This window comes from Futiania mangrovi (assembly GCF_024158125.1).
Taxonomy (GTDB): domain Bacteria; phylum Pseudomonadota; class Alphaproteobacteria; order Futianiales; family Futianiaceae; genus Futiania; species Futiania mangrovi.
Genome location: NZ_JAMZFT010000003.1, coordinates 282,525 through 302,212 on the forward strand (window position 1 = coordinate 282,525; position 19,688 = coordinate 302,212).

Below are 19,688 nucleotides of genomic sequence, written 5' to 3' on the forward strand. Positions count from 1 at the left end.
CCCCATCCCGAGGCGTTTCATACGTGACGTGCAACGATTTGGCGACTGAAAGCGCAAGAGGGAAGAGGCATTCCATGACTGCATCCGGACTGATCGACACCCGCAGGGCCATGCTGGCCGTCCGCGGACCGGACGCGCGGACTTTCCTGCAAGGCATCCTGACTAATGACGTCGGGCGGCTGGGGCCCGAGACGCCGGTCTATGCCGCCCTGCTCTCCCCGCAAGGCAAGGTTCTGTTCGACATGATCCTCGCCTGGTGGAACGACGCGGTCCTGCTCGACGCCGAGGCGGACAGGCTCCCCGACCTTGCCCGCCGTCTCGCTCTCTACCGCCTGCGCGCGAAGGCGGAGATCGGCGAGATGCCGGAGATCGCGGTGGGCCTGCTCTGGGGCGCGGACGCCGGCGCAATCGCCGAGGCTGCCGGGCGCGAGAACCCCGACCTGCGCGTGCTGCCCGACCCGCGCCTGCCCGATCTCGGCTACCGGCTCTACGGCGCGCGCGCCGATGTCGAGGCCGCACTCGCGGCGGCGGAACCCGCGACGGCCGAGGACTGGACGCGCCACCGCCTCGCCCTTGGCGTGCCGGAGGCGCCCGACGACATCCGCGCCGACGAGACCTTCTGGCTGGAGGCCAACGCCGCGCTGCTGAACGGCGTCGATTTCCGCAAGGGCTGCTATGTCGGGCAGGAGGTGACGGCGCGCATGCACCACAAGACCGTGCTGCGCAAGCGCCTCGTGCCCCTCTCCTTCGACGGCGGGACGCCGGAACCCGGCACCGCCCTCATGGCAGGGGAGAAGGAAGCGGGCACCGTGACCTCCGCGCTCGACGGGCGGGGCATCGGCCTCGTCCGCCTCGACCGCTGGGAGGATGCGGAGACCGTGACCGCAGATGGCCTGACCGCGCACATGGTGGCGCCGGGCTGGCTCGCACCCGCGCTGACGGGATCGGCCGCATGACCGGCGCCGAGGCCCCAGGCCGCTGCCCCTGGTGCGGCGACGACCCGCTTTACGTCGCCTATCACGACACCGAATGGGGCGTGCCGGAGCGTGACGGCCGCGCGCTGTTCGAGAAGCTGGTCCTCGACGGCTTCCAGGCGGGCCTCGCCTGGATCACCATCCTGCGCAAGCGGGAGAACTTCCGCCGCGCCTTCCAGGGCTTCGACCCGGAGGTCGTCGCCCGCTGGGGGGAGAACGACATCGCCCGCCTGCTCGCCGATCCGGGCATCGTGCGCCACCGCGGCAAGATCGAGGCGACCGTAGGCAATGCCCGCGCCTGGCTCGACCTGGGCGGGGCTGAGCCGTTCGCCCGCATGATGTGGGAGACGGTCGATCACGCCCCGCGCCAGAACCTGCCGGAGACGATCGCCCATGTCCCCGCGGAGACGCCCGAAAGCCGTGACCTGTCGAAGCGCCTGAAGGCCGCCGGCTTCCGCTTCTGCGGTCCGACCATCGTCTATGCGGTCATGCAGGCGACGGGCCTCGTCAACGACCATCTCGCAACCTGCCCGCGCGCCGAAGAGGTGCGCCGCCTCGGGAGCGTGCGGCCGTGACCCGGTCCGCCAATGCGAAGCGCGCCTGGCAACGGATGCTGTCGGGCCGCCGTCTCGACCTGCTCGACCCCTCCCCCCTCGACGTGGAGATCGAGGATATCGCCCACGGCCTTTCCCGCGTTGCGCGCTGGAACGGCCAGACGCGGGGCGCGTTCTCCTTCTCCGTCGCGCAGCATTGCGTGATCGTGGAGGAAATCGCGGGCCGCCTGTCGCCCGCGCTCGACCGGCGCTGGCGGCTGGCGGCGCTTTTGCACGACGCCGCCGAATACGTCATCGGCGACCTCATCAGCCCGTTCAAGGCCGCCGTCGGCATCGACTACAAGGCGTTCGAGCGGCGGCTGGAGGCGGCCATCCACATCCGCTTCGGCCTGCCCCCGCACCCCCCCGCGCACGTCGCGAAGCTGCTCAAGCAGGCCGACCTGCAGGCCGCCTATTTCGAGGCGACGCACCTTGCGGGTTTCTCGGAGGACGAGGCGAAGGGCTTCTTCGGCAAGCCGCTGGTGCCCGCCCCCGACATGACGCCCCGCCCGCCGGGTGAGGCGCACGCGCTCTTCCTCGCGCGCTTCACCGCACTCGGCGGCGCGCAAGGCACGGGCGGCTGAGATGGACGTCCTGATCGACCTCAACGCGGTGATCGTGTCGGTCGACGGTGACCGGCCGCAGGTGCTGACCGTGCCCCATGCCGAAGCGGGCGGCGAGGCCGGCCTGCCGTTCGGACCCTTCGACCCGCAGGCGCACCGCACGCTGGAGCTTGGCCTGCGCACCTGGGTGGAGGAGCAGACGCGGCTTCCCCTCGGCTATGTTGAGCAGCTCTACACCTTCGGCGACCGCGGGCGGCATGGTCCGGGCGAGGACGTGCGCGTCGTCTCGGTCGGCTATCTCGCGCTCACCCGTGCTGCGCCGCGGCCCGCAGAGACCGGCGCGCGCTGGGCCGACTGGTACGCCTTCCTGCCGTGGGAGGACTGGCGCAAGGGCCCGCCCGCGCTGATCGCCGAACGCATCGTGCCCGCGCTCGACGCCTGGGCCGGAGACGGCCCCACGCCCGCCCGGCGGGAGCGGCGGCGCGCCCGCATCAACGCCTGTTTCGGCGGCGGTGGCTTCGACTGGGACGAGGAGCGCGTGCTCGACCGCTACGAACTGCTCTACGAGGCGGGTCTCGTGCGCGAACGCGCGCGCGACGACGCAGGGACCGTGACCCTGTCCGGCCCCTCTCCCCTCGGCGCCGACCGGCCCATGCCCTTCGACCACCGCCGCATCCTCGCGACCGCGATAGGGCGGCTGCGCGCGAAGCTCAAGTACCGCCCCGTCGTGTTCGAGCTGATGCCCGCGACCTTCACGCTGCTGGAGCTTCAGCGCTGTGTCGAGGCGGTCACGGGTGCGGGCTTCCACAAGCAGAACTTCCGCCGCTATGTCGAACGCTCCGGCCTCGTCGAGCCCACGGGCGCCATCGTCGCGCGCGGTCCCGGCCGCCCCGCCGCCGAGCACCGTTTCAAGCGTGAGGCGCTGCTGGAGCGTCCGGCAACCGGTGTGCGCGTCTCCCCGACGCTCGGCCCCCGCTAGGCGCAACCCTGCCCCGCCGCTGCCCCCATCCGCCCCGTCCGGGCGCATTTTCGCTTTGACAGCGTTGTCTTGCGGCCTATTCTGACCCTTACCGGCCTTCAAGAGCCGGTTTTTCGCGGTCTTGAATATACTCAACATGAGCATAATTAGGATCGTGACGGCGCGACCGATCCCCATGCGGGGGTGAGGGGGCCGAGGCACGGAGGAACGACCATGACCGCGATGCCCGATCCGCAGACGCTGGAATTCACCCCCGAGGTCGAGGCGGCCACCGCCGAGATCTACGAGCGGATGCGCACCGTCGTGCCGGAGGCCGAATGGCCCTTCCTCGCGCCCTATATCGCGCGCATCAACGCGCTGAAGAAGGAGCGCAACGCGGTCATCCTCGCTCACAACTACATGACGCCGGACATCTTCCACGGCATCGCGGACGTGGTGGGCGACAGCCTGCAACTCGCCATCGAGGCGACCAAGACCGACGCCCAGGTGATCGTGCAGTGCGGCGTGCACTTCATGGCCGAAACCTCGAAGATCCTGAACCCCGACAAGACGGTCCTGATCCCGGACATGCGGGCGGGCTGCTCGCTGGCGTCCTCGATTACCGGGGCGGACGTACGCCTGCTGCGCCAGAAGTATCCGGGCGTGCCGGTCGTCACCTATGTGAATACGAGTGCGGAGGTGAAGGCCGAGACCGACATCTGCTGCACCTCGTCGAACGCGCGCGACATCGTGGCCTCGCTCGACAGCGACACGGTCATCATGATCCCCGACCAGTACCTTGCGAAGAACGTCGCGCGGGAGACCGGCAAGCGCATCATCACCTGGGCCGGTTCGTGCGAGGTGCACGACCGCTTCTCGGCGGACGAGATCCGGGAGTTCCGCAAGCACCACCCCGGCGTCATGGTGCTCGCCCACCCCGAGTGCCCGCCTGAGGTCGTGCTGGAGGCGGATTTCGCGGGCTCCACCTCGGGCATGATCAACTACGTCAAGGACCACCGCCCGGCGCAGGTCGTGATGGTGACCGAATGCTCGATGGGCGACAATGTTGCGGCCGAACTGCCCGGGACAGAGTTCATGCGCCCCTGCAACCTTTGCCCGCACATGAAGCGGATCACGCTGCCGAAGGTGCTGGAGGCGCTGGAGCAGATGAAGGAGGAGGTCGTCGTCGACCCCGAGATCGCCGAACGCGCGCGCGGCGCTGTCCAGCGCATGATCGACTTCAACAAGACGCACTGAGGGCAGCCGCGCCGGCGCCAAGCCGGGCGGGCAGTTCCCTTTCCCCCTCACAGCGACGGAGCGCGCGCCCGTGGCCTATCCCGACCAGATCGATGGTGGCGAGGCGCTGATCGTCGGCGCAGGGCTCGCCGGTCTCTTCACCGCCCTGAAGCTCGCCACCGACCGCCGCGTCACGGTGATCGCCGCCGCCCCCCTCTCGGAAGGCGCGTCCAGTGCGTGGGCGCAGGGCGGCGTCGCGGCTGCCATGGGCGAAGGCGACAGCGCCGACCTGCACACCGCCGACACCGAGAAGGTCGCAGGCGGCATCGCGGCCCACAAGATCGTCGAGATCCTGACCCGCACGGCGCCCGACCGCATCGCCGACCTGATCGAGCTTGGCGTGCCCTTCGACCGCGATCCCTCGGGTCATCTCGTCTTCGGGCGGGAGGCCGCGCACAGCCGCAACCGGATCGTGCGCGTGCAGGGCGACCGCGCGGGCAAGGCGATCATGGGCGCGCTCGTCGCCGCCGTCGCCAAGCGTCCCTCGATCCGCGTCATCGAGAACATGGTGGCGATGGAGCTTGCCGTCGCCGACGGGCGCGTCGCGGGCATCCACGCGGTCGAGGCGGGCGGAACGAAGCCCGTCCTGATCCGCGCCCATGCAACGGTGCTTGCGACCGGCGGAATCGGCGGGCTCTTCCGCGTCACGACCAACCCGGCCGTCGTGCGCGGCGAGGGACTGGGCATGGCCGCGCGCGCCGGTGCCGTCGTCGCCGACCCGGAGTTCGTGCAGTTCCACCCCACCGCCATCGACGTGGGCCGCGATCCCGCCCCGCTCGCGACCGAGGCGCTGCGCGGCGAGGGCGCGATCCTCGTCAACGAGCGTGGCGAGCGGTTCATGACCGCGATCCACCCCGATGCCGAACTTGGGCCCCGCGACGTGGTCGCGCGCGGCATCTTCGCGGAACTGAAGCGCGGCGGCCGCGTCTATCTCGACACCCGCCAGGTGCTGGGCGCGCGCATCGAGACGCAGTTTCCGACCGTCGCCGGCTATTGCCACGCGGCGGGCGTCGACCCCGTCAAGGAGCCGATCCCGGTCGCCCCGGCGGAGCACTACCACATGGGCGGCATCCTGACGGACGAGTACGGGCGGACAAGCCTCGCGGGTCTCTGGGCGGTGGGCGAGGTGTCCTCGACCGGCGCGCACGGGGCGAACCGGCTCGCCTCCAACTCGCTGCTCGAATCCATCGTGTTCGGCGGCCACGTGGCCGAGGACATCGCCCGCGACGCGGGCGAGACCGCGGGCAGGCCGAACGCCGGTATCGCGGCCATCAGCAGCCCGGTGGACTGGGACGCGGTCGCTGCCCACCTGCCCCGCCTGCGAGAGACGATGACCCACGACGTCGGCGTGGTGCGCGACGCCGCGGGCCTTGCCCATGCGCTGCACGTCATCGGCGAGATCGAGGCCGCGACGGACAGCCTGCCGATGCTCAACGTGCTGGCGACCGCACGGCTGATCGCGGCGGGCGCGCTCGCCCGTACCGAAAGCCGCGGCGGCCACTACCGCAGCGACTTCCCCGAGACCGATACCGCCTTCGCACACCGCACCGCCATGACGCTCGCCGAGGCGCGGGCGCTGGGCCAGCGCTGAAAAGGATCCGTCGATGACCGCACCCGCCGGAACCGCAGTTCCGAACCTGCCCGCCATCATGATCGAGCCGCTGGTGCGCGCCGCCCTGCTCGAGGACCTGGGACACACCGGCGACATCACGACCGACCTCACCGTGCCCGCGGACGCCCGCGGGGCCGCCGTCATGGCGACGCGGGCCGACGGCGTGCTGGCAGGCCTCGACCTTGCCGAGACGGCCTTTCGCCTGATCGACCCCACGCTCGTCCTGACCCGCCTCGCGGCGGATGGGGAACGCATCGCCAAGGGCCGTGAGGTGCTGCGCGTCGAGGGCCCTGCACGCGGCCTGCTCACGGCGGAGCGTGTGGCGCTCAACTTCGTCTGCCATCTCTCAGGCGTCGCCACGGCGACGCGCGCGATGGTCGATGCGGTCGAGGGGACGGGCGCGCGGATCACCTGCACCCGCAAGACCACGCCGGGCCTGCGCTCGGTCGAAAAGCACGCGGTGCGCCTCGGCGGCGGCGCGAACCACCGTCACGGCCTCGACGACGCCGTCCTCATCAAGGACAACCACATCGCACTCGCAGGCGGCATCGGCCCGGCGGTCGCGCGCGCGCGGGCGGGTCTCGGCCATCTCGTGAAGGTGGAGGTGGAGTGCGACACGCCCGCCCAGGTCGAGGAGGCGCTGGCCGCGGGCGCGGACGTCATCATGCTCGACAACATGGACCTCGACACGATGCGCGCCTGCGTCCGGACGATCGGCGGCCGCGCCGTCGTGGAGGCGTCGGGCAATGTCAGGCTGGAGACCGTGCGCGCGATCGCGAAGACTGGCGTCGACTACATCTCGTCGGGTGCACTCACCCACTCGGTCCGCGCGCTCGACCTCGGCCTCGACATCGCCGTCTGAAGGCCACCCGCCTCAGCGAAGGGCGGTACGGTCCGGTTCCCGGTAAAAGATGTGGCGCCCGATCTGCGTCGTCCGCACCATGCGGCGCGCCCAGGACGGCGCCACATAATCCGCGTGGAAATAGAGCGCCTGGTCCGTCACGTGCCGCGTGCGGCCTTCCATGATCGCGCGGGCAAGCGCACGCGCGCGCTGCCATGCCGGCTTGTTGGTGACCGTCTCCGGCTTGCCGTCGCAGGCGAAGGAGAACTGGCAGGCCCGCGTGCCCGCCCGCGCCCCCTGGTAGACCACGTCGCAGACCGTGTCCGGAAAGCGCTTGCTGGAAACCCGGTTCAGGATCACTTCCGCCACCCCGGCCTGACCGTCCACGGGTTCGCCGCGCGCCTCGAAATAGATCGCGGTGGCGAGACAATGCAGGTCGTTGGCGGAGTTGGTCTCCACCTCGGCGATCCAGGTCGCGGGATCGTGCCCCGTCACCGGCTTGATGTCGGCCAAGGCAGGCCCCTGCGCCGCGCCCAGAACGAGCACGCCGGCGGCAAACGCACAAGCCATCAGAGCGCGCCGTACAGCGCGATGCATGTCCATGTCAGGCATCGGGCACTCAGTCGTTTTGTTCACCACAAAGCGACAGGGGCGAGACGGATGCCTCTCTGCCGGCGGCTGCACGCGGGGAGCCAGGTCCTTCCGCTTCTGCTGGCCGCACGCCACCCTGCCCAGCGGTCCTCGTGACCACTTCCGGGAGAATAGGGAACGGACGCTCCCTTTCAAGCAAATTCCGTCAACATTATGGCAAGCTTGATTAACGTCTTGATTTGGCATGACTCCCAACCTCCCACGGTTGCTTTGAGCCAGTCCAGCAAGTGGCGGGCCAAAGTGGCGGGATACTCGCCGGGATACTGCCATGCAGCCCGATTCTTCGTTTTATCTTGGGATGATGGCCTGGAAGACACGGGTGCGTGGGCGCCCCCGTCGGATCCCCTGCCACCATGCAAACCGGTCTGCGTTAACCATCCCGAACGTTGCAAAGCTGGTCTGCAGCGATACCGGACGGTGCGCCGGACGGTTGTTCAGGCGTTAACCCTGCCGACATTGACCCTGAAGGAGAAAGCGGGCATTCCGCCCCGGCTTCCGCTCAACCGGCCGCAAGGGTGCGGGCCAAAGCCGCCGCGCGCGCGAAGGGACCGCCTGCACCGGGGTCGCGCACGCCCATGCGGCGTACGCCCTCGCGCCCGAAGCGTTCGCGCACGGAGGCTTCGAGCCACGTCGCCGCCTGCCTGAGGCGGCGGGACCGCAGCCCGCCCGGATCGTGGGTGCGGTGCGCCTCGACCGCATCGAGTATCTCTCCAATTCCATGCCCTGTCGCGGCCGATGCGAGCAGGACGGGCACGCGCCAGCCCGCGCCCTGCGCACCGGGCGCAGCAAGGCTCAGCGCGCCCTCGACATCGGCGCGGGCGCGCGTGGCGGCGGCCCCCATGTCGGCCTTGGTCACGACGACGATGTCCGGCACCTCCATGATTCCCGCCTTCATGAACTGCAGGGAATCGCCGGAGCCCGGCTGGATGCACATGGCGACCGTGTCCGCGAGGTCAGCGATCTCGGTCTCCGACTGGCCCACGCCCACGGTTTCCACGATCACCCGGTCGAAGACGGCGCGCATCAGCACAGCCGCCGGGAACGAGAGGGCCGCAAGCCCGCCCAGCCGGTCGCGCGCCGCCATGGAGCGGACGAAGACGCCCTGGTCCTCCGGGTCGGTCTGAATGCGCGTGCGGTCGCCGAGCAGCGCTCCGCCGGAGGTCCGCGACGAAGGATCGACCGCGATCACGCCGACCGTCAGCCTCTTTTCGCGCCAGCCACGCACCAGCGCGTTGGTCAGCGTCGACTTGCCCACGCCGGGCGGCCCGGTGAGGCCGAGAACATGCCCCTCTCCGCCCGCGAAGGCCGCATCGAGCAGCGCCGCCAGCTCCGCGTCCTCCGCGTCCTGCCCGTGCACACGCTCGATCCGCGCGAGCGCCTCTGCCAGCGCGCGCTTTCCGCCCGCCTTCAGGTCCGCGAGCAGATCGGCGCCCGCCATCGCCTCACGCCCCGCCCGAAAGCTGCACCGCGATCAGCACGATCGGCGCGACGAAGGAGACGACCGCCCCCAGAACCCCGTCGAGCGCCCCGACATTGGCCAGCACGGCGGGCGTGCCCTTGTCGCGCGCGACATAGACCGCAACCCAGCCGAAGGCGACCAGCACGAGGTTTCCCATCACGCCGAAGGACGTGCCCGCAAGCCCGCCCGCGATGGCGCAGAGAAGATACCAGGCCGGCCGCCACATGGCCCGCCTCAGTCCTTCACGGCGAGCGCCTTGAGCGTCGCCTGCGCCGCCGCCAGCCGCGCGATCGGCACCCGGAAGGGCGAGCAGGATACGTAGTCGAGGCCAACGCCCTCGCAGAAGGCGATGGAGGCCGGGTCGCCGCCATGCTCGCCGCAGATCCCGCACTTCAGGCCCTCGCGCGCGGTCCGCCCGCGCTCGACGCCGATGCGGACAAGCTCGCCCACGCCGTCCTGGTCGATGGTGACGAAGGGATCGTGCGGAATGAGGCCGCGCCGCTCGTACTCCGTCAGGAAGCGCGCGGCGTCGTCGCGGCTGATGCCGAGCGTCGTCTGCGTCAGGTCGTTGGTGCCGAAGGAGAAGAACTCCGCCGTTTCCGCGATCTCGGACGCGCGGATCGCGGCGCGCGGCAGCTCGATCATGGTCCCGACGAGATAGCGGATCTCCGCGCCGTTCTCCTTCATCACGTCCTGCGCCACCGCGTCGACGCGAGACTTCAGGAAATCCAACTCTGCCCGGAAGCCGACGAGCGGGATCATCACCTCCGGCTCCACCGGCTCGCCCGTCAGGCGCGCAGCCTCGACCGCCGCCTCGAAGATGGCGCGGGCCTGCATCTCGTAGATTTCCGGGTAGGTCACGCCGAGGCGGCAGCCGCGATGGCCGAGCATCGGGTTGGTCTCGGACAGCTCGTTCGCCCGCCGGCGCAGCGCGTCCGCCGGTACGCCCGCGGCGCGCGCCACCTCCGCGATTTCCGCGTCGGTGTGCGGCAGGAACTCGTGCAGCGGCGGGTCCAGCAGGCGGATGGTGACCGGCAGGCCCTTCATGATCGTGAACAGCTCGATGAAGTCGTCGCGCTGCATCGGCAACAGGCGCGACAGCGCGTGGCGGCGCCCCTCCTCGCTCTCGGCCAGGATCATCTCGCGCACGGCGATGATGCGGTCCTCGTCGAAGAACATGTGCTCGGTGCGGCAGAGGCCGATGCCCTCCGCCCCGAACTCCCGCGCGGTGCGGGCGTCGAGCGGCGTTTCGGCATTGGCGCGCACCTTCATGCGGCGCACCTTGTCGGCCCACGTCATCAGGTGCGCGAAGTCGCCGGTCAGTTCCGGCTGGATGGTCTTCACCTCGCCTACCATGACCTGGCCCGTCGTGCCGTCGATGGTGACGATCTCGCCCTCGTGCAGCGTGCGGCCCATCGCGCTCAGCGTCTTCTTGGCGTAGTCGACGACGAGACCACCCGCGCCGGAGACGCAAGGACGTCCCATGCCGCGGGCAACCACGGCCGCGTGGCTCGTCATGCCGCCGCGCGTGGTCAGGATGCCCTCGGCGGCGTGCATGCCGTGGATGTCCTCGGGGCTCGTCTCGACGCGCACAAGGATCACCTGCTCGCCGCGAGTCTTCGCGGCCTCGGCCTCGTCGGCGGTGAACACGATCTTGCCCGAGGCCGCGCCCGGCGACGCCGGCAGGCCGGAGGCGAGCACGTCGCGCTCCGCATCCGGGTCGAGCATCGGGTGCAGAAGCTGGTCGAGCGAGGACGGCTCCACGCGCGAGACCGCCTCCTTCTCAGTGATGAGGCCTTCCGACGCCATGTCGACGGCGATCTTCAGCGCGGCCTTCGCCGTGCGCTTGCCCGACCGCGTCTGCAGCATGTAGAGGCGGCCCTGCTCCACCGTGAACTCGATGTCCTGCATGTCGCGGTAGTGCGCCTCGAGCCGGTCCTTGATCTCGACAAGCTGTGCGAAGGCCGCGGGCATCGCCTCCTCCATGGAGGGCTTTTCCTCGCCCGCCGCCTCGCGCGCGGCGCGGGTCAGCGACTGCGGCGTGCGGATGCCGGCCACGACGTCCTCGCCCTGCGCGTTGATGAGGAATTCGCCGTAGAACTCCTTCGCGCCGGTCGACGGATTGCGGGTGAAGGCGACCCCTGTCGCGCTCGTCTCGCCCATGTTGCCGAAGACCATCGCTTGCACATTGACCGCCGTGCCCCAGCTTGCCGGAATGGCATGCAGGCGGCGGTAGGTGATGGCGCGCTGGTTCATCCAGCTTGAGAACACCGCGCCGACCGCACCCCAGAGCTGCGTCTTGGGATCCTGCGGGAACTCCTCGCCCGTCTCCTCCGCCACGATCTCCTTGTAGCGCGCGACGATGGCCTGCCAGTCCTCGGCGCTCAGTTCGGTGTCGAGGGCGAAGTCCCGCTCCTCCTTGAAGCTTTCCAGCACATCCTCGAAGAAGCCGTGGTCGACGCCCAGCACGACGTCGGAATACATCTGGACGAAGCGGCGGTAGCTGTCCCAGGCGAAGCGCGCGTCGCCGCCCAGCGCCGCCAGCCCCTCCACCGTCTCGTCGTTGAGGCCGAGGTTGAGGACCGTGTCCATCATGCCCGGCATGGACGCCCGCGCGCCCGACCGGACCGACACGAGCAGCGGGTTCTTCGGGTCGCCGAAGGTCTTGCCGACGACGCCCTCGACCGCCTCGATGGCGGCTTCGACCTGCGCCTCGAGGTCGGCCGGATAGGTCTGGCCGTTATCGTAATAGTGGGTGCACACCTCGGTGGTGATGGTGAAGCCCGGCGGCACCGGAAGGCCCAGGTTCGACATCTCGGCAAGGTTCGCGCCCTTGCCGCCGAGGAGGTTGCGCATGTCGGCCGCCCCCTCCGACGCGCCGCCGCCAAAGCTGTAAACCCACTTGGTCATGGTGTTGTCTTCCCTAGCTGCTGGGCATCTGCGGGCGGGCGCGCGGCCCCCCTACCCCTCGATCCGCGACAGGTCGGCGATGGCGTCGAGCCGGGCGCGGATCATGTTCAGGAGATGGAGCCGGTTGACGCGCACGCCCGCGTCGTCGGCATTGACGGTGACCTTGTCGAAGAAGGCGTCGACCGGCGCGCGCACGGCGGCGAGCGCGCGCATCGCGCCCTCGAAATCCTCCCGCGCGGCGGCCGCGTCGGCGCTGGCCGCGGCTTCGGCCACGCGGTCGAACAGCGCGCGTTCCTCGTCCTGCGTGAAGCGTGCGGGATCCGGCGCGCCGTCGTAGGCGGCCTTGTCCTTCTTCTCCTCGATCCGCAGGATGTTCGCCGCCCGGCGGTAGCCCGCGAGCAGGTTCGCCCCGTCGTCGGTGTCGAGGAAGGCCTGCAGCGCCTTCGCCCGCGCGACCAGGCTGACGAGATCGTCCTGCCCGCCCAGCGCGAAGACCGCCGCGATCACGTCGTGGCGCACGCCCTCGCCGCGCAGATGCACCTTGAGGCGGTCGGCGAAGAAGTCGAGGAGGTCGTCAAGCGTGGCGGTGTCCGCCGCTGACACGTGCCGGTCGCGCGCGAACTCCGTCTCCTCGAAGATGCCGCGAAGCCTCAGCCGCAACTCGTTCTCCAGCACGATCCGGATGACGCCCAGCGCGGCGCGGCGCAGCGCGTAAGGGTCCTTGGACCCTGTCGGCTTCTCGTCGATCGCCCAGAAGCCGACCAGCGTGTCGATCTTGTCGGCGAGCGCGACGGCGACAGACACGGGCGCGGTCGGCACCGCGTCGTTGGGGCCCTGCGGGCGGTAATGTTCCTCTATGGCGGCGGCCACTTCCGCCGCCTCGCCCTGGAGTCCGGCGTAATAGCGGCCCATCAGGCCCTGAAGCTCCGGAAACTCGCCCACCATCTCGGTCAGCAGGTCGGCCTTGGCGAGCGTGGCGGCGCGCCTCACGGCCATGTGCGAATGGTCGATGCCCTGCTCCCGCATCAGGCCGGAGATGGCGTCGGCGAGCGCGCGCACCCGCTCCATCCGCTCATGCTGCGTGCCGAGTTTGGCGTGGAAGGTCACGGACTTCAGCTTCTCCACCCGCGTCTCGAGCGGGGTCTTGACGTCCTCGTCCCAGAAGAAGCGCGCATCCGACAGGCGCGCGGCCAGCACCCGCTCGTTGCCCGCGACGATGGCCTTGCCGCCATCCGCCGCGTCGAGGTTCGCGACCGTCACGAAGTTCGTGATCCGGCCCGTTTTCGGGTCGCGGACGGAGAAGAACTTCTGGTGCGTGCGCATGGAGGTGGCGAGCACCTCCGGCGGCAGGTCGCGGAACGCCTCCGCCACCTCGCCCATCAGCACGACCGGCCATTCGACGAGGCCCGCGACCTCGTCTAGCAGGCCCTGGTCCTCGACCAGTTCCAGCCCGCGCGCGAAGGCGAGGTTCTTCGCCTCCCCCGCGATGTGCTCGCGCCGCTCGGCCGCATCGACGATCACGTGCGCGGCCTTCAGCTTCGCCACATAGTCCTCGAACCGCTTGACCCGGATCGGGCCGTCCGAATGGATGCGGTGGCCGCGCGTCGTGTCGCCGCCGACGATCCCGTCGATCTCCACCGGCACGACCGTCGCCTCGTCGCCGTCGACAGCCAGCAGGCACAGCACCGATTGCAGCGGCCGCACCCAGCGCAGCGAGCCCGGATCCGCAGACGCTGCCCCCCAACGCATCGACTTCGGCCAGGGGAAGTTGCGCACCGCCTGCGGCACCACCTCGGCGATCACGTCGGTTGCGGCCCGGCCCGTCTTCTCGATCCGCGCAAACAGGAACGTGCCCTTGTCGGTTTCGCGCCGCTCGAGCCGGTCGAGCGTCAGGCCCGTCGCGCCGAGAAAGCCCTGGATCGCCTTTTCCGGTGCGTCGGCGCGCGGTCCCCGGCGCTCCTCCACCGTGTCCTTCGCGCGTGCGGGCAGCCCCGCGACCACCAGCGTCAGCCGGCGCGGTCCCGCGAAGCTTTCCGCCGCCTCGTAGAAGAGCCCGGCTTCCGCCAGCCCTTCGGTCACGAGTTTCTTCAGGTCTTCGGCCGCGCGCGCCTGCATGCGGGCGGGGATTTCCTCGGAAAAGAGTTCGAGCAGCAGTTCAGGCATCGGCGAAGCCCCCCTGCTCGGTCCGCAGATAGGCAAGGCCGCAGGCGCGCGCCAGTTCGCGCACCCGCAGGATGTAGGACTGCCGCTCCGTCACCGAGATGACGCCGCGCGCGTCCAGCAGGTTGAAGACGTGGCTCGCCTTGATGCACTGGTCGTAGGCCGGGTGCACCATCAGGTGCCGCTTGCCCTCGCCCCGGTCGCCCGCGTCGAGATAGCGCGCGCACATCCGCTCCGCGTCCTCGAAATGGCGCAGCAGGGTCTCGGTGTCCGCCGCCTCGAAATTGTGGCGCGAATACTCCTGCTCGGTCTGCTTGAAGACGTCGCCGTAAGTCACGCCCTTGCCGTTGAAATCCAGGTCGTAGACATTGTCGACGCCCTGCACGTACATCGCCAGGCGCTCAAGCCCGTAGGTCAGCTCGCCCGAGCACGGCGCGCAGTCGATCCCGCACACCTGCTGGAAATAGGTGAACTGGCTCACCTCCATCCCGTCGCACCACACCTCCCAGCCGAGGCCCCAGGCGCCCAGCGTCGGGCTCTCCCAGTCGTCCTCCACGAAGCGGATGTCGTGGTTGCGCCGGTCGATCCCCAGCACCTCGAGGCTTTTCAGGTAAAGTTCCTGGATGTCGGGCGGCGACGGCTTCAGGATCACCTGGAACTGGTAATAGTGCTGCAGCCGGTTCGGGTTCTCGCCATAGCGGCCGTCCTTGGGCCGGCGCGACGGCTGGACATAGGCCGCCGACCACGGGCGCGGGCCCAGCGCGCGCAGCGTCGTGGCCGGGTGGAAGGTGCCGGCGCCCACCTCCATGTCATAGGGCTGCAGGATCACGCAGCCCTGCTGCGCCCAATAAGACTGCAGCCCGAGGATCAGCCCCTGGAAGGAGCGGTCCGCCCCCCGGCCCGTAGAGGTCCCGTCGCCCATGCTCACCGCGCGTCCGTTCTTTCGTGAGGGTCCGCCCCCCGCGAAGGCGCGGGCGGGCGGGCCGGATTTGTGCGGCGCACATTAGCGACCGCGCCGGAGTGCGGTCAAGCAAACGCGCCTTGCACGCCGGGCGTGTATCGCGCGCTCAGGCTGCAGCCCGCGGGTTGCGCGGGCAGTCCGGCCGCTCGCACGCGCCGGAGGCGTAGACGCCGCAGACCGGGCATTCCGTCAGGTCCTCCACGCCGGGCGGGGCCTTCTCCGCCTCCCGCTTGCGCGCCTTCCCGACCGGCCTGGGGCTCTTTCTCCGGCCGCGGCCCGCAAGCGCCAAGATCCCGAAGACGAGCCCGCCGACGGCGAGCAGGACCAGAAGTTTCGGCAAGCTCAGCATCTCCCGGCGTCCCCCGTCACAGCCCGAACCGCGCCCAGTGCGCGCGGGCCTCCAGCGCGGAGAGGGCCTCCCCCGCCAGCCCCTCGCGCCCGGCCATGCCGAGGCGGCGGGCGAGCCACCCGGTAGGCCGCGTCGGGATCACCTTGAGCTTGAGCTTGTCCCCGTAACGCCCTCTCAGGACGCTGCGAATGTCCCCCACCCCGTCTGCGAGGCCGACGTCCACCGCCCGCTGCCCGGCCCAGATCGCGCCGGTGAAGAGATCCGGGTCTTCGTCCTTCAGCCGGTTGCCGCGCGCGGCCCTGACCACGCGCTTGAAGGTCTCGTGCACCTCCGCCTGGATCGCGAGCAGGCGGTTGACGTCCTCCTCCCGCTCGGCCTGGAAGGGGTCGAGCATCATCTTGTTCTCGCCAGCCGTATGCACGCGCCGCTCGACGCCCAGCTTCGCGATCGCGTCCTGGAAGCCGAAGCCCGCCGAGATCACGCCGATGGAGCCGACGATGGAACTTTCGTCGACGAAGATCTCGTCGCCCGCGCAGGCGATATAGTAACCGCCCGAGGCCGCCACGTCCTCCACGAAGACGAAGACGCGCTTGCCCTTCTCGGTCTTCAGCGCCTTGATCCGCTTGTAGATCAGCGAGGATTGCACGGGCGAGCCGCCCGGCGAATTGACGATGAAGGCCACCGCGCGCGCCTGCTTCATGGCGAACGCCTTTTCGATGGCGCCCACGACCGCCTCGAAATCGAAGCCCTGCCGGAAGCGTCCGCCGGCCCCGATGGCGCCGGTCAGCCGGACCACGGGCACGAAGGGTGCGCGCGGCAGGGAAAGTCCGAAAGGCATGCGGGCACTCCATCCATGGGACACTTGCCTGCCGGAAGGTATGGGGTGAGGTGCCCCACGGCAAGGATCGGGCTTGCCCCGCCGGTGAACTCTTGCTAGATGCCGCCCCGCACGCCGGAGCGCCCTCGCGGCCCTCATGAACGGCCCCTTGCCCAGAGGCACTGCCCTGCCGGCCGGTTCGCGTGCGTTTCCTTGGACTTCCCGCACACAAGGACCGCTCCGGAAACGGGCCCTGCCTCTGCTGACACACGCCACTTCCAGACCAGCCGAGGAAGACATCCATGACCGGCATCGCGAACGCACCTGTCTTCACCGGCTTCGGCGATCAGGGCGGCGACGACTTCAGCCTCGACCTCGCCGGCCCCGATGCGGGCGGCGATGCGGTCGCAAGCATCGGCACAACCGATGAGGTCTGCCGCGACTTCGCTCAGGACATGTTGAAAAAATCCACGATGCTGCAGCGTCATCTGGATGCTGCTGAGCTCTATGAAAGCCAGGGGCACCCCCAGGCCGCGCGCATCGCGCTCGTCGAGGCGCGGGACCTGGCGCAAAATCTCCAGGACGACTGCAATCTCTACTTCCAGGCCTGCCGGGACAATCCCAGCGTGACGAAGGACGACCAGCTCCGCATCGCCATGATGTGCAACGCCTATTCGTCCATAGAGGCGCAGATAGACAGCAAGCTCGCAGAGCTGAACACGGGCACGCCGATCGACCTGCGCCCGATCGGCGAGGCGCTCTGGGGGATCCTCCGGTTTGTGGGCGGCATCGGCCGCGCGCTGGGCGGCGGCGCTGCCTGGCAGAACTGACACCGAAAGGGAACTCACTCCATGACCGGCATTGCGAACGCATCCGCATTCTCAGGTTTCGACGCACCCGGCGGCGACGATTTCAGCCTCGATCTCGCCGGCCCCGATGCTGCCGGCGCCCCGGCGCCCTCTGAGCCCGAGGGCGGCACGGAGGTCGCCATCTTCCCGTGGTTCGGCAGGCGCGGTCCCGACTACCAGCGGAACAACGGCGGCGGAAACGGCAACGACGGCGTCGGTGGACCGGGCAATCCCGGCGACGCCTGCGCCGATCTCGCCCGGCAGATGTCCATCAAGTCGAACAACATCCTCACCTTCATCAGGCTTGCCGACCAGTATGCGAGCAATGGCCATCCGGGCCTCGCACGCGATGCGCTGATCAAGGCCAAGAACATGATCGTCGACATGCAGGCAGCCTGCAGCGAGTTCGCGCAGCGATGCCAGGGCTCGCCCGCCGTGCCGGAGAGCGATCAGGTCCGCCTCGGCCTCGCCTGCCGCGACCTCGCGGACGTCGAAAAGGAAATCGACAAGCGGCTCGTCTCTCTGAGCCAGGGAAATGCATTCGACCTCGGCGGCCTGGCCCAGACTGCGGGCGCCGTGTTCGGCCAGGTCCTTCAGATTCTGGGCGGGATAGGCCGCGCCCTGAGCGGCCCTCAGTGGCAGAACTAGGAAGAATCCGTACCGCAATCTCAGGCTCTTGAAATCGCCAGTAGGTTGCGATACCAACCCGGCACGCACCGGGAGGCTGCGCTCCGCACCCTCCATGAACGGTCCTTGCCGCCGCCGTCGATGACGGCCGAAGGTTCCCCGGTGCGCCCTCCCCCGATGCGATGGATGGCACCGCGCTGCCTGACGGCCGGATTGGCATGGAAAACCATCCGCAGACCTGGGGCACCAGCACAGTCATGTTTCTCGACCCGCTTTCCCGACAGGGCGCAGGCGTCCCGTTCGACGACGCTTTTCCGGTGATCGCGCCCCCCGCCGCCGGCCAGGAAACGCCTCCCTCCGCCTCCCTCGTCGCGAATGTCGCACCCTCATCCGTGACCAGCGCCTGCAACGACCTGATGTCCTCGATCCTGCAGTATGCGGGTCTGATGGGCTCGGCCCAGGAGCGCCTGAACGACGCCCGCCAGGGCGGCCGCACCGCCGACATGCGGGAGATCCTGCGCCAGATCGTCCAGCTTGCCGCCGCAGCAAGCGAGCTGTGCGACCGCTTCCGGAACGACTGCGCATTCGAGAGCGAGGTTCCGATGTACCTCCAGATCAAGGTCACCGCCCTTTGCCGGAAGCTCGAACAGATCGGCGACGCCGCCGAGGAAGGCCTCGCCGCGCTGGGCCGTCCCGGGCTTCAGATCGACCTCGGCGAAATCGGCGACCTGCTCGGCGGTGGCGTGGACCTGCTCATGGCCCTCTTCAGCGGACTTGCCGCCTTCCTCGGCGGCCAGCGCCAGGGCGCATTCTGACCATCCAACACTGCGAGAAGAAAGATGACGACCACCGACCTCTCCACGGCTTCGCTCCCTTACCTGCCGGAAGACGTGAACGGCGACGATTTCGCCGCCGCCTTCGCGGCCGCGCCCGCGGGCGGGCCGGACCTGATCGCCAACGCGGACGAAGAAGACGTCTTCTGCCGCAGCCAGCTCGACTACATCAAGGACCTCTCGTTCCGCATGAACCTCTCCATGGGCCTTGCGGAGAGCGCCAAGGCGGACGGCGACAAGACCGCGCTACGCAACGCGCTGCTCAGCGTCCGCACCCTCGCCGCTCTGGCCTCCGACGCGTGCCAGGCCTTCGAGGCGATTTGTAGCGGCCCGTACTCCGACCTGACGGACGAAGAACGCCGGGAGGCCATCCGGCTTTGTAACGACGTCTACCAGACGGAGCGCATGGCGGACCGGATGCTGTTCCAGCTGGAACAGGAGGGGCCCCGCGGCGTCAATCTGGAGCCCATGGTAGGGCTTCTCTCAAACATCGGGGACGGGCTGAAGCAGGTTGGAACCGCGCTCGGCATGGGCGCGCTCTGGTTCCTTCAGCAGGTCTTCCGCCGCCCGGGTGCCGTCTGACCTGCCCCATGGGCAACCCGGCTGCGGCTGCGACCCCTTCTTCCCCAACCCTCTCATCGCATCGCAGAAGGTTCTTCGACCATGACCGTTACGGATTTCGCTTCCTCCGCTTCCTGGGGCTACACCCAGAACGTCGACCCGTTGCCCGGCGACTTCTCTGCCGCCTATCCCGCCCCGGCATCCGCCACCGTGATCGCCGCAGAGGATCCCAGTCTCTGCCAGATGCAGCTCGAAATGCTCGAGCGGCAGATGGGCCATATCGCCTCCGAGATGGCGTCGGTACGCGCCGCCCAAAGGAATGGGGACGATGATGCGCTCCGCATGCACCTGAACAACGTGCGCGGACTCGCCAGTGCGGCGTCCAATACCTGCTACGCGTTCGAGGCAATGTGCTCCGACCCATCGTCAGGCTTGTCCGAGCAGGAGATCCAAAAGGCGAAGCTCCTCTGCGACCAGATCGAGCGACTCGGGCAACGGGCCGACCGGTTGCTCATGGAGCTCGACCAGAAGGGCGCGAACGGCATCGACCTGCAACCAATGATGAACCTGCTTTCGAACATTGCCGACGGGATCGGCGGGCTCCTTGCAGCCTTTGGCGGTGCGCTCGGCTGGTTCCTTCAGCAGCTCTTCCGCCGCCCGGGCGCGGTCTGACCT

The 19,688-nt window shown here is 69.4% G+C and carries 20 protein-coding genes; 12 read left to right on the plus strand and 8 right to left on the minus strand.

The window, feature by feature from the left end:
- Nucleotides 1-74: 74 nt before the first annotated feature.
- The 7 genes from ygfZ (at nucleotide 75) to nadC (ending at nucleotide 6,858) form a co-directional block, all read left to right on the plus strand.
- Nucleotides 75-956: a CAF17-like 4Fe-4S cluster assembly/insertion protein YgfZ gene (gene ygfZ / locus NJQ99_RS14080; protein ID WP_269333506.1), complete on the plus strand. Its 882-nt coding sequence runs from the start codon at nucleotides 75-77 to the stop codon at nucleotides 954-956.
- Nucleotides 953-1,549 carry a DNA-3-methyladenine glycosylase I gene (locus tag NJQ99_RS14085; protein WP_269333507.1) on the plus strand — a complete coding sequence of 199 codons (597 nt, stop codon included), beginning with the start codon at nucleotides 953-955 and terminating at the stop codon, nucleotides 1,547-1,549. Before ygfZ ends, NJQ99_RS14085 begins: the two co-directional genes overlap by 4 nt.
- Before the next feature lie 35 nt (nucleotides 1,550-1,584).
- Nucleotides 1,585-2,151 carry an HD domain-containing protein gene (locus NJQ99_RS14090; RefSeq protein ID WP_269333655.1) on the plus strand — a complete coding sequence of 189 codons (567 nt, stop codon included), beginning with the start codon at nucleotides 1,585-1,587 and terminating at the stop codon, nucleotides 2,149-2,151.
- 1 nt (nucleotide 2,152) lies between these two features.
- On the plus strand, nucleotides 2,153-3,109 hold the full coding sequence (locus NJQ99_RS14095) for an NUDIX hydrolase (RefSeq protein WP_269333508.1): 957 nt from the start codon (nucleotides 2,153-2,155) through the stop codon (nucleotides 3,107-3,109).
- 213 nt (nucleotides 3,110-3,322) lie between these two features.
- Nucleotides 3,323-4,345 (plus strand): quinolinate synthase NadA, encoded by a 1,023-nt coding sequence (nadA, locus tag NJQ99_RS14100; RefSeq protein WP_269333509.1) that lies wholly within the window; start codon nucleotides 3,323-3,325, stop codon nucleotides 4,343-4,345.
- A gap of 70 nt (nucleotides 4,346-4,415) precedes the next feature.
- Nucleotides 4,416-5,975 (plus strand): L-aspartate oxidase, encoded by a 1,560-nt coding sequence (locus NJQ99_RS14105; RefSeq protein ID WP_269333510.1) that lies wholly within the window; start codon nucleotides 4,416-4,418, stop codon nucleotides 5,973-5,975.
- 13 nt (nucleotides 5,976-5,988) lie between these two features.
- Nucleotides 5,989-6,858, plus strand: a complete 870-nt coding sequence (gene nadC / locus NJQ99_RS14110) for a carboxylating nicotinate-nucleotide diphosphorylase (RefSeq protein WP_269333511.1) — start codon at nucleotides 5,989-5,991, stop codon at nucleotides 6,856-6,858.
- 12 nt (nucleotides 6,859-6,870) lie between these two features.
- On the opposite strand, the gene NJQ99_RS14115 is transcribed toward nadC, so the two are convergent.
- From NJQ99_RS14115 to NJQ99_RS14150, 8 genes are all read right to left on the minus strand, one after another.
- Complete coding sequence (locus tag NJQ99_RS14115) at nucleotides 6,871-7,407, minus strand: cell wall hydrolase (protein WP_269333512.1); 537 nt, start codon at nucleotides 7,405-7,407, stop codon at nucleotides 6,871-6,873.
- Between the two features lie 580 nt (nucleotides 7,408-7,987).
- The gene (locus NJQ99_RS14120; RefSeq protein ID WP_269333513.1) at nucleotides 7,988-8,926 is read right to left on the minus strand and encodes an ArgK/MeaB family GTPase; all 939 of its coding nucleotides are present in this window, start codon (nucleotides 8,924-8,926) and stop codon (nucleotides 7,988-7,990) included.
- A 4-nt stretch (nucleotides 8,927-8,930) separates the two neighbouring features.
- The gene (locus NJQ99_RS14125) at nucleotides 8,931-9,173 is read right to left on the minus strand and encodes a hypothetical protein (RefSeq protein WP_269333514.1); all 243 of its coding nucleotides are present in this window, start codon (nucleotides 9,171-9,173) and stop codon (nucleotides 8,931-8,933) included.
- Between the two features lie 8 nt (nucleotides 9,174-9,181).
- The gene (ppdK, locus tag NJQ99_RS14130) at nucleotides 9,182-11,857 is read right to left on the minus strand and encodes a pyruvate, phosphate dikinase (RefSeq protein WP_269333515.1); all 2,676 of its coding nucleotides are present in this window, start codon (nucleotides 11,855-11,857) and stop codon (nucleotides 9,182-9,184) included.
- A gap of 51 nt (nucleotides 11,858-11,908) precedes the next feature.
- Nucleotides 11,909-14,020, minus strand: a complete 2,112-nt coding sequence (gene glyS, locus NJQ99_RS14135; RefSeq protein WP_269333516.1) for a glycine--tRNA ligase subunit beta — start codon at nucleotides 14,018-14,020, stop codon at nucleotides 11,909-11,911.
- Entirely contained in the window at nucleotides 14,013-14,939 is a 927-nt protein-coding gene (locus NJQ99_RS14140; RefSeq protein WP_269333517.1) for a glycine--tRNA ligase subunit alpha, read from the minus strand. The genes glyS and NJQ99_RS14140 overlap by 8 nt, the downstream gene beginning before the upstream one ends.
- A 145-nt stretch (nucleotides 14,940-15,084) precedes the next feature.
- Nucleotides 15,085-15,327, minus strand: coding sequence for a hypothetical protein (locus tag NJQ99_RS14145; protein WP_269333518.1), 243 nt, complete (start codon nucleotides 15,325-15,327; stop codon nucleotides 15,085-15,087).
- 16 nt (nucleotides 15,328-15,343) lie between these two features.
- Complete coding sequence (locus tag NJQ99_RS14150) at nucleotides 15,344-16,165, minus strand: S49 family peptidase (RefSeq protein ID WP_269333519.1); 822 nt, start codon at nucleotides 16,163-16,165, stop codon at nucleotides 15,344-15,346.
- A 281-nt stretch (nucleotides 16,166-16,446) separates the two neighbouring features.
- Between NJQ99_RS14150 and NJQ99_RS14155 the strand changes: the two genes are divergently transcribed.
- The 5 genes from NJQ99_RS14155 to NJQ99_RS14175 all read left to right on the plus strand — a co-directional run bounded on the left by NJQ99_RS14155 (nucleotide 16,447) and on the right by NJQ99_RS14175 (nucleotide 19,685).
- Nucleotides 16,447-16,974, plus strand: coding sequence for a hypothetical protein (locus NJQ99_RS14155; protein WP_269333520.1), 528 nt, complete (start codon nucleotides 16,447-16,449; stop codon nucleotides 16,972-16,974).
- Nucleotides 16,975-16,995: 21 nt separating this feature from the next.
- Nucleotides 16,996-17,640 (plus strand): hypothetical protein, encoded by a 645-nt coding sequence (locus tag NJQ99_RS14160; protein WP_269333521.1) that lies wholly within the window; start codon nucleotides 16,996-16,998, stop codon nucleotides 17,638-17,640.
- A 197-nt stretch (nucleotides 17,641-17,837) separates the two neighbouring features.
- A complete protein-coding gene (locus NJQ99_RS14165) occupies nucleotides 17,838-18,434 on the plus strand; it encodes a hypothetical protein (protein ID WP_269333522.1) in 597 nt (198 codons plus the stop codon).
- A 24-nt stretch (nucleotides 18,435-18,458) separates the two neighbouring features.
- On the plus strand, nucleotides 18,459-19,034 hold the full coding sequence (locus NJQ99_RS14170) for a hypothetical protein (protein ID WP_269333523.1): 576 nt from the start codon (nucleotides 18,459-18,461) through the stop codon (nucleotides 19,032-19,034).
- An 81-nt stretch (nucleotides 19,035-19,115) separates the two neighbouring features.
- The gene (locus NJQ99_RS14175; protein ID WP_269333524.1) at nucleotides 19,116-19,685 is read left to right on the plus strand and encodes a hypothetical protein; all 570 of its coding nucleotides are present in this window, start codon (nucleotides 19,116-19,118) and stop codon (nucleotides 19,683-19,685) included.
- Nucleotides 19,686-19,688: the final 3 nt, after the last annotated feature.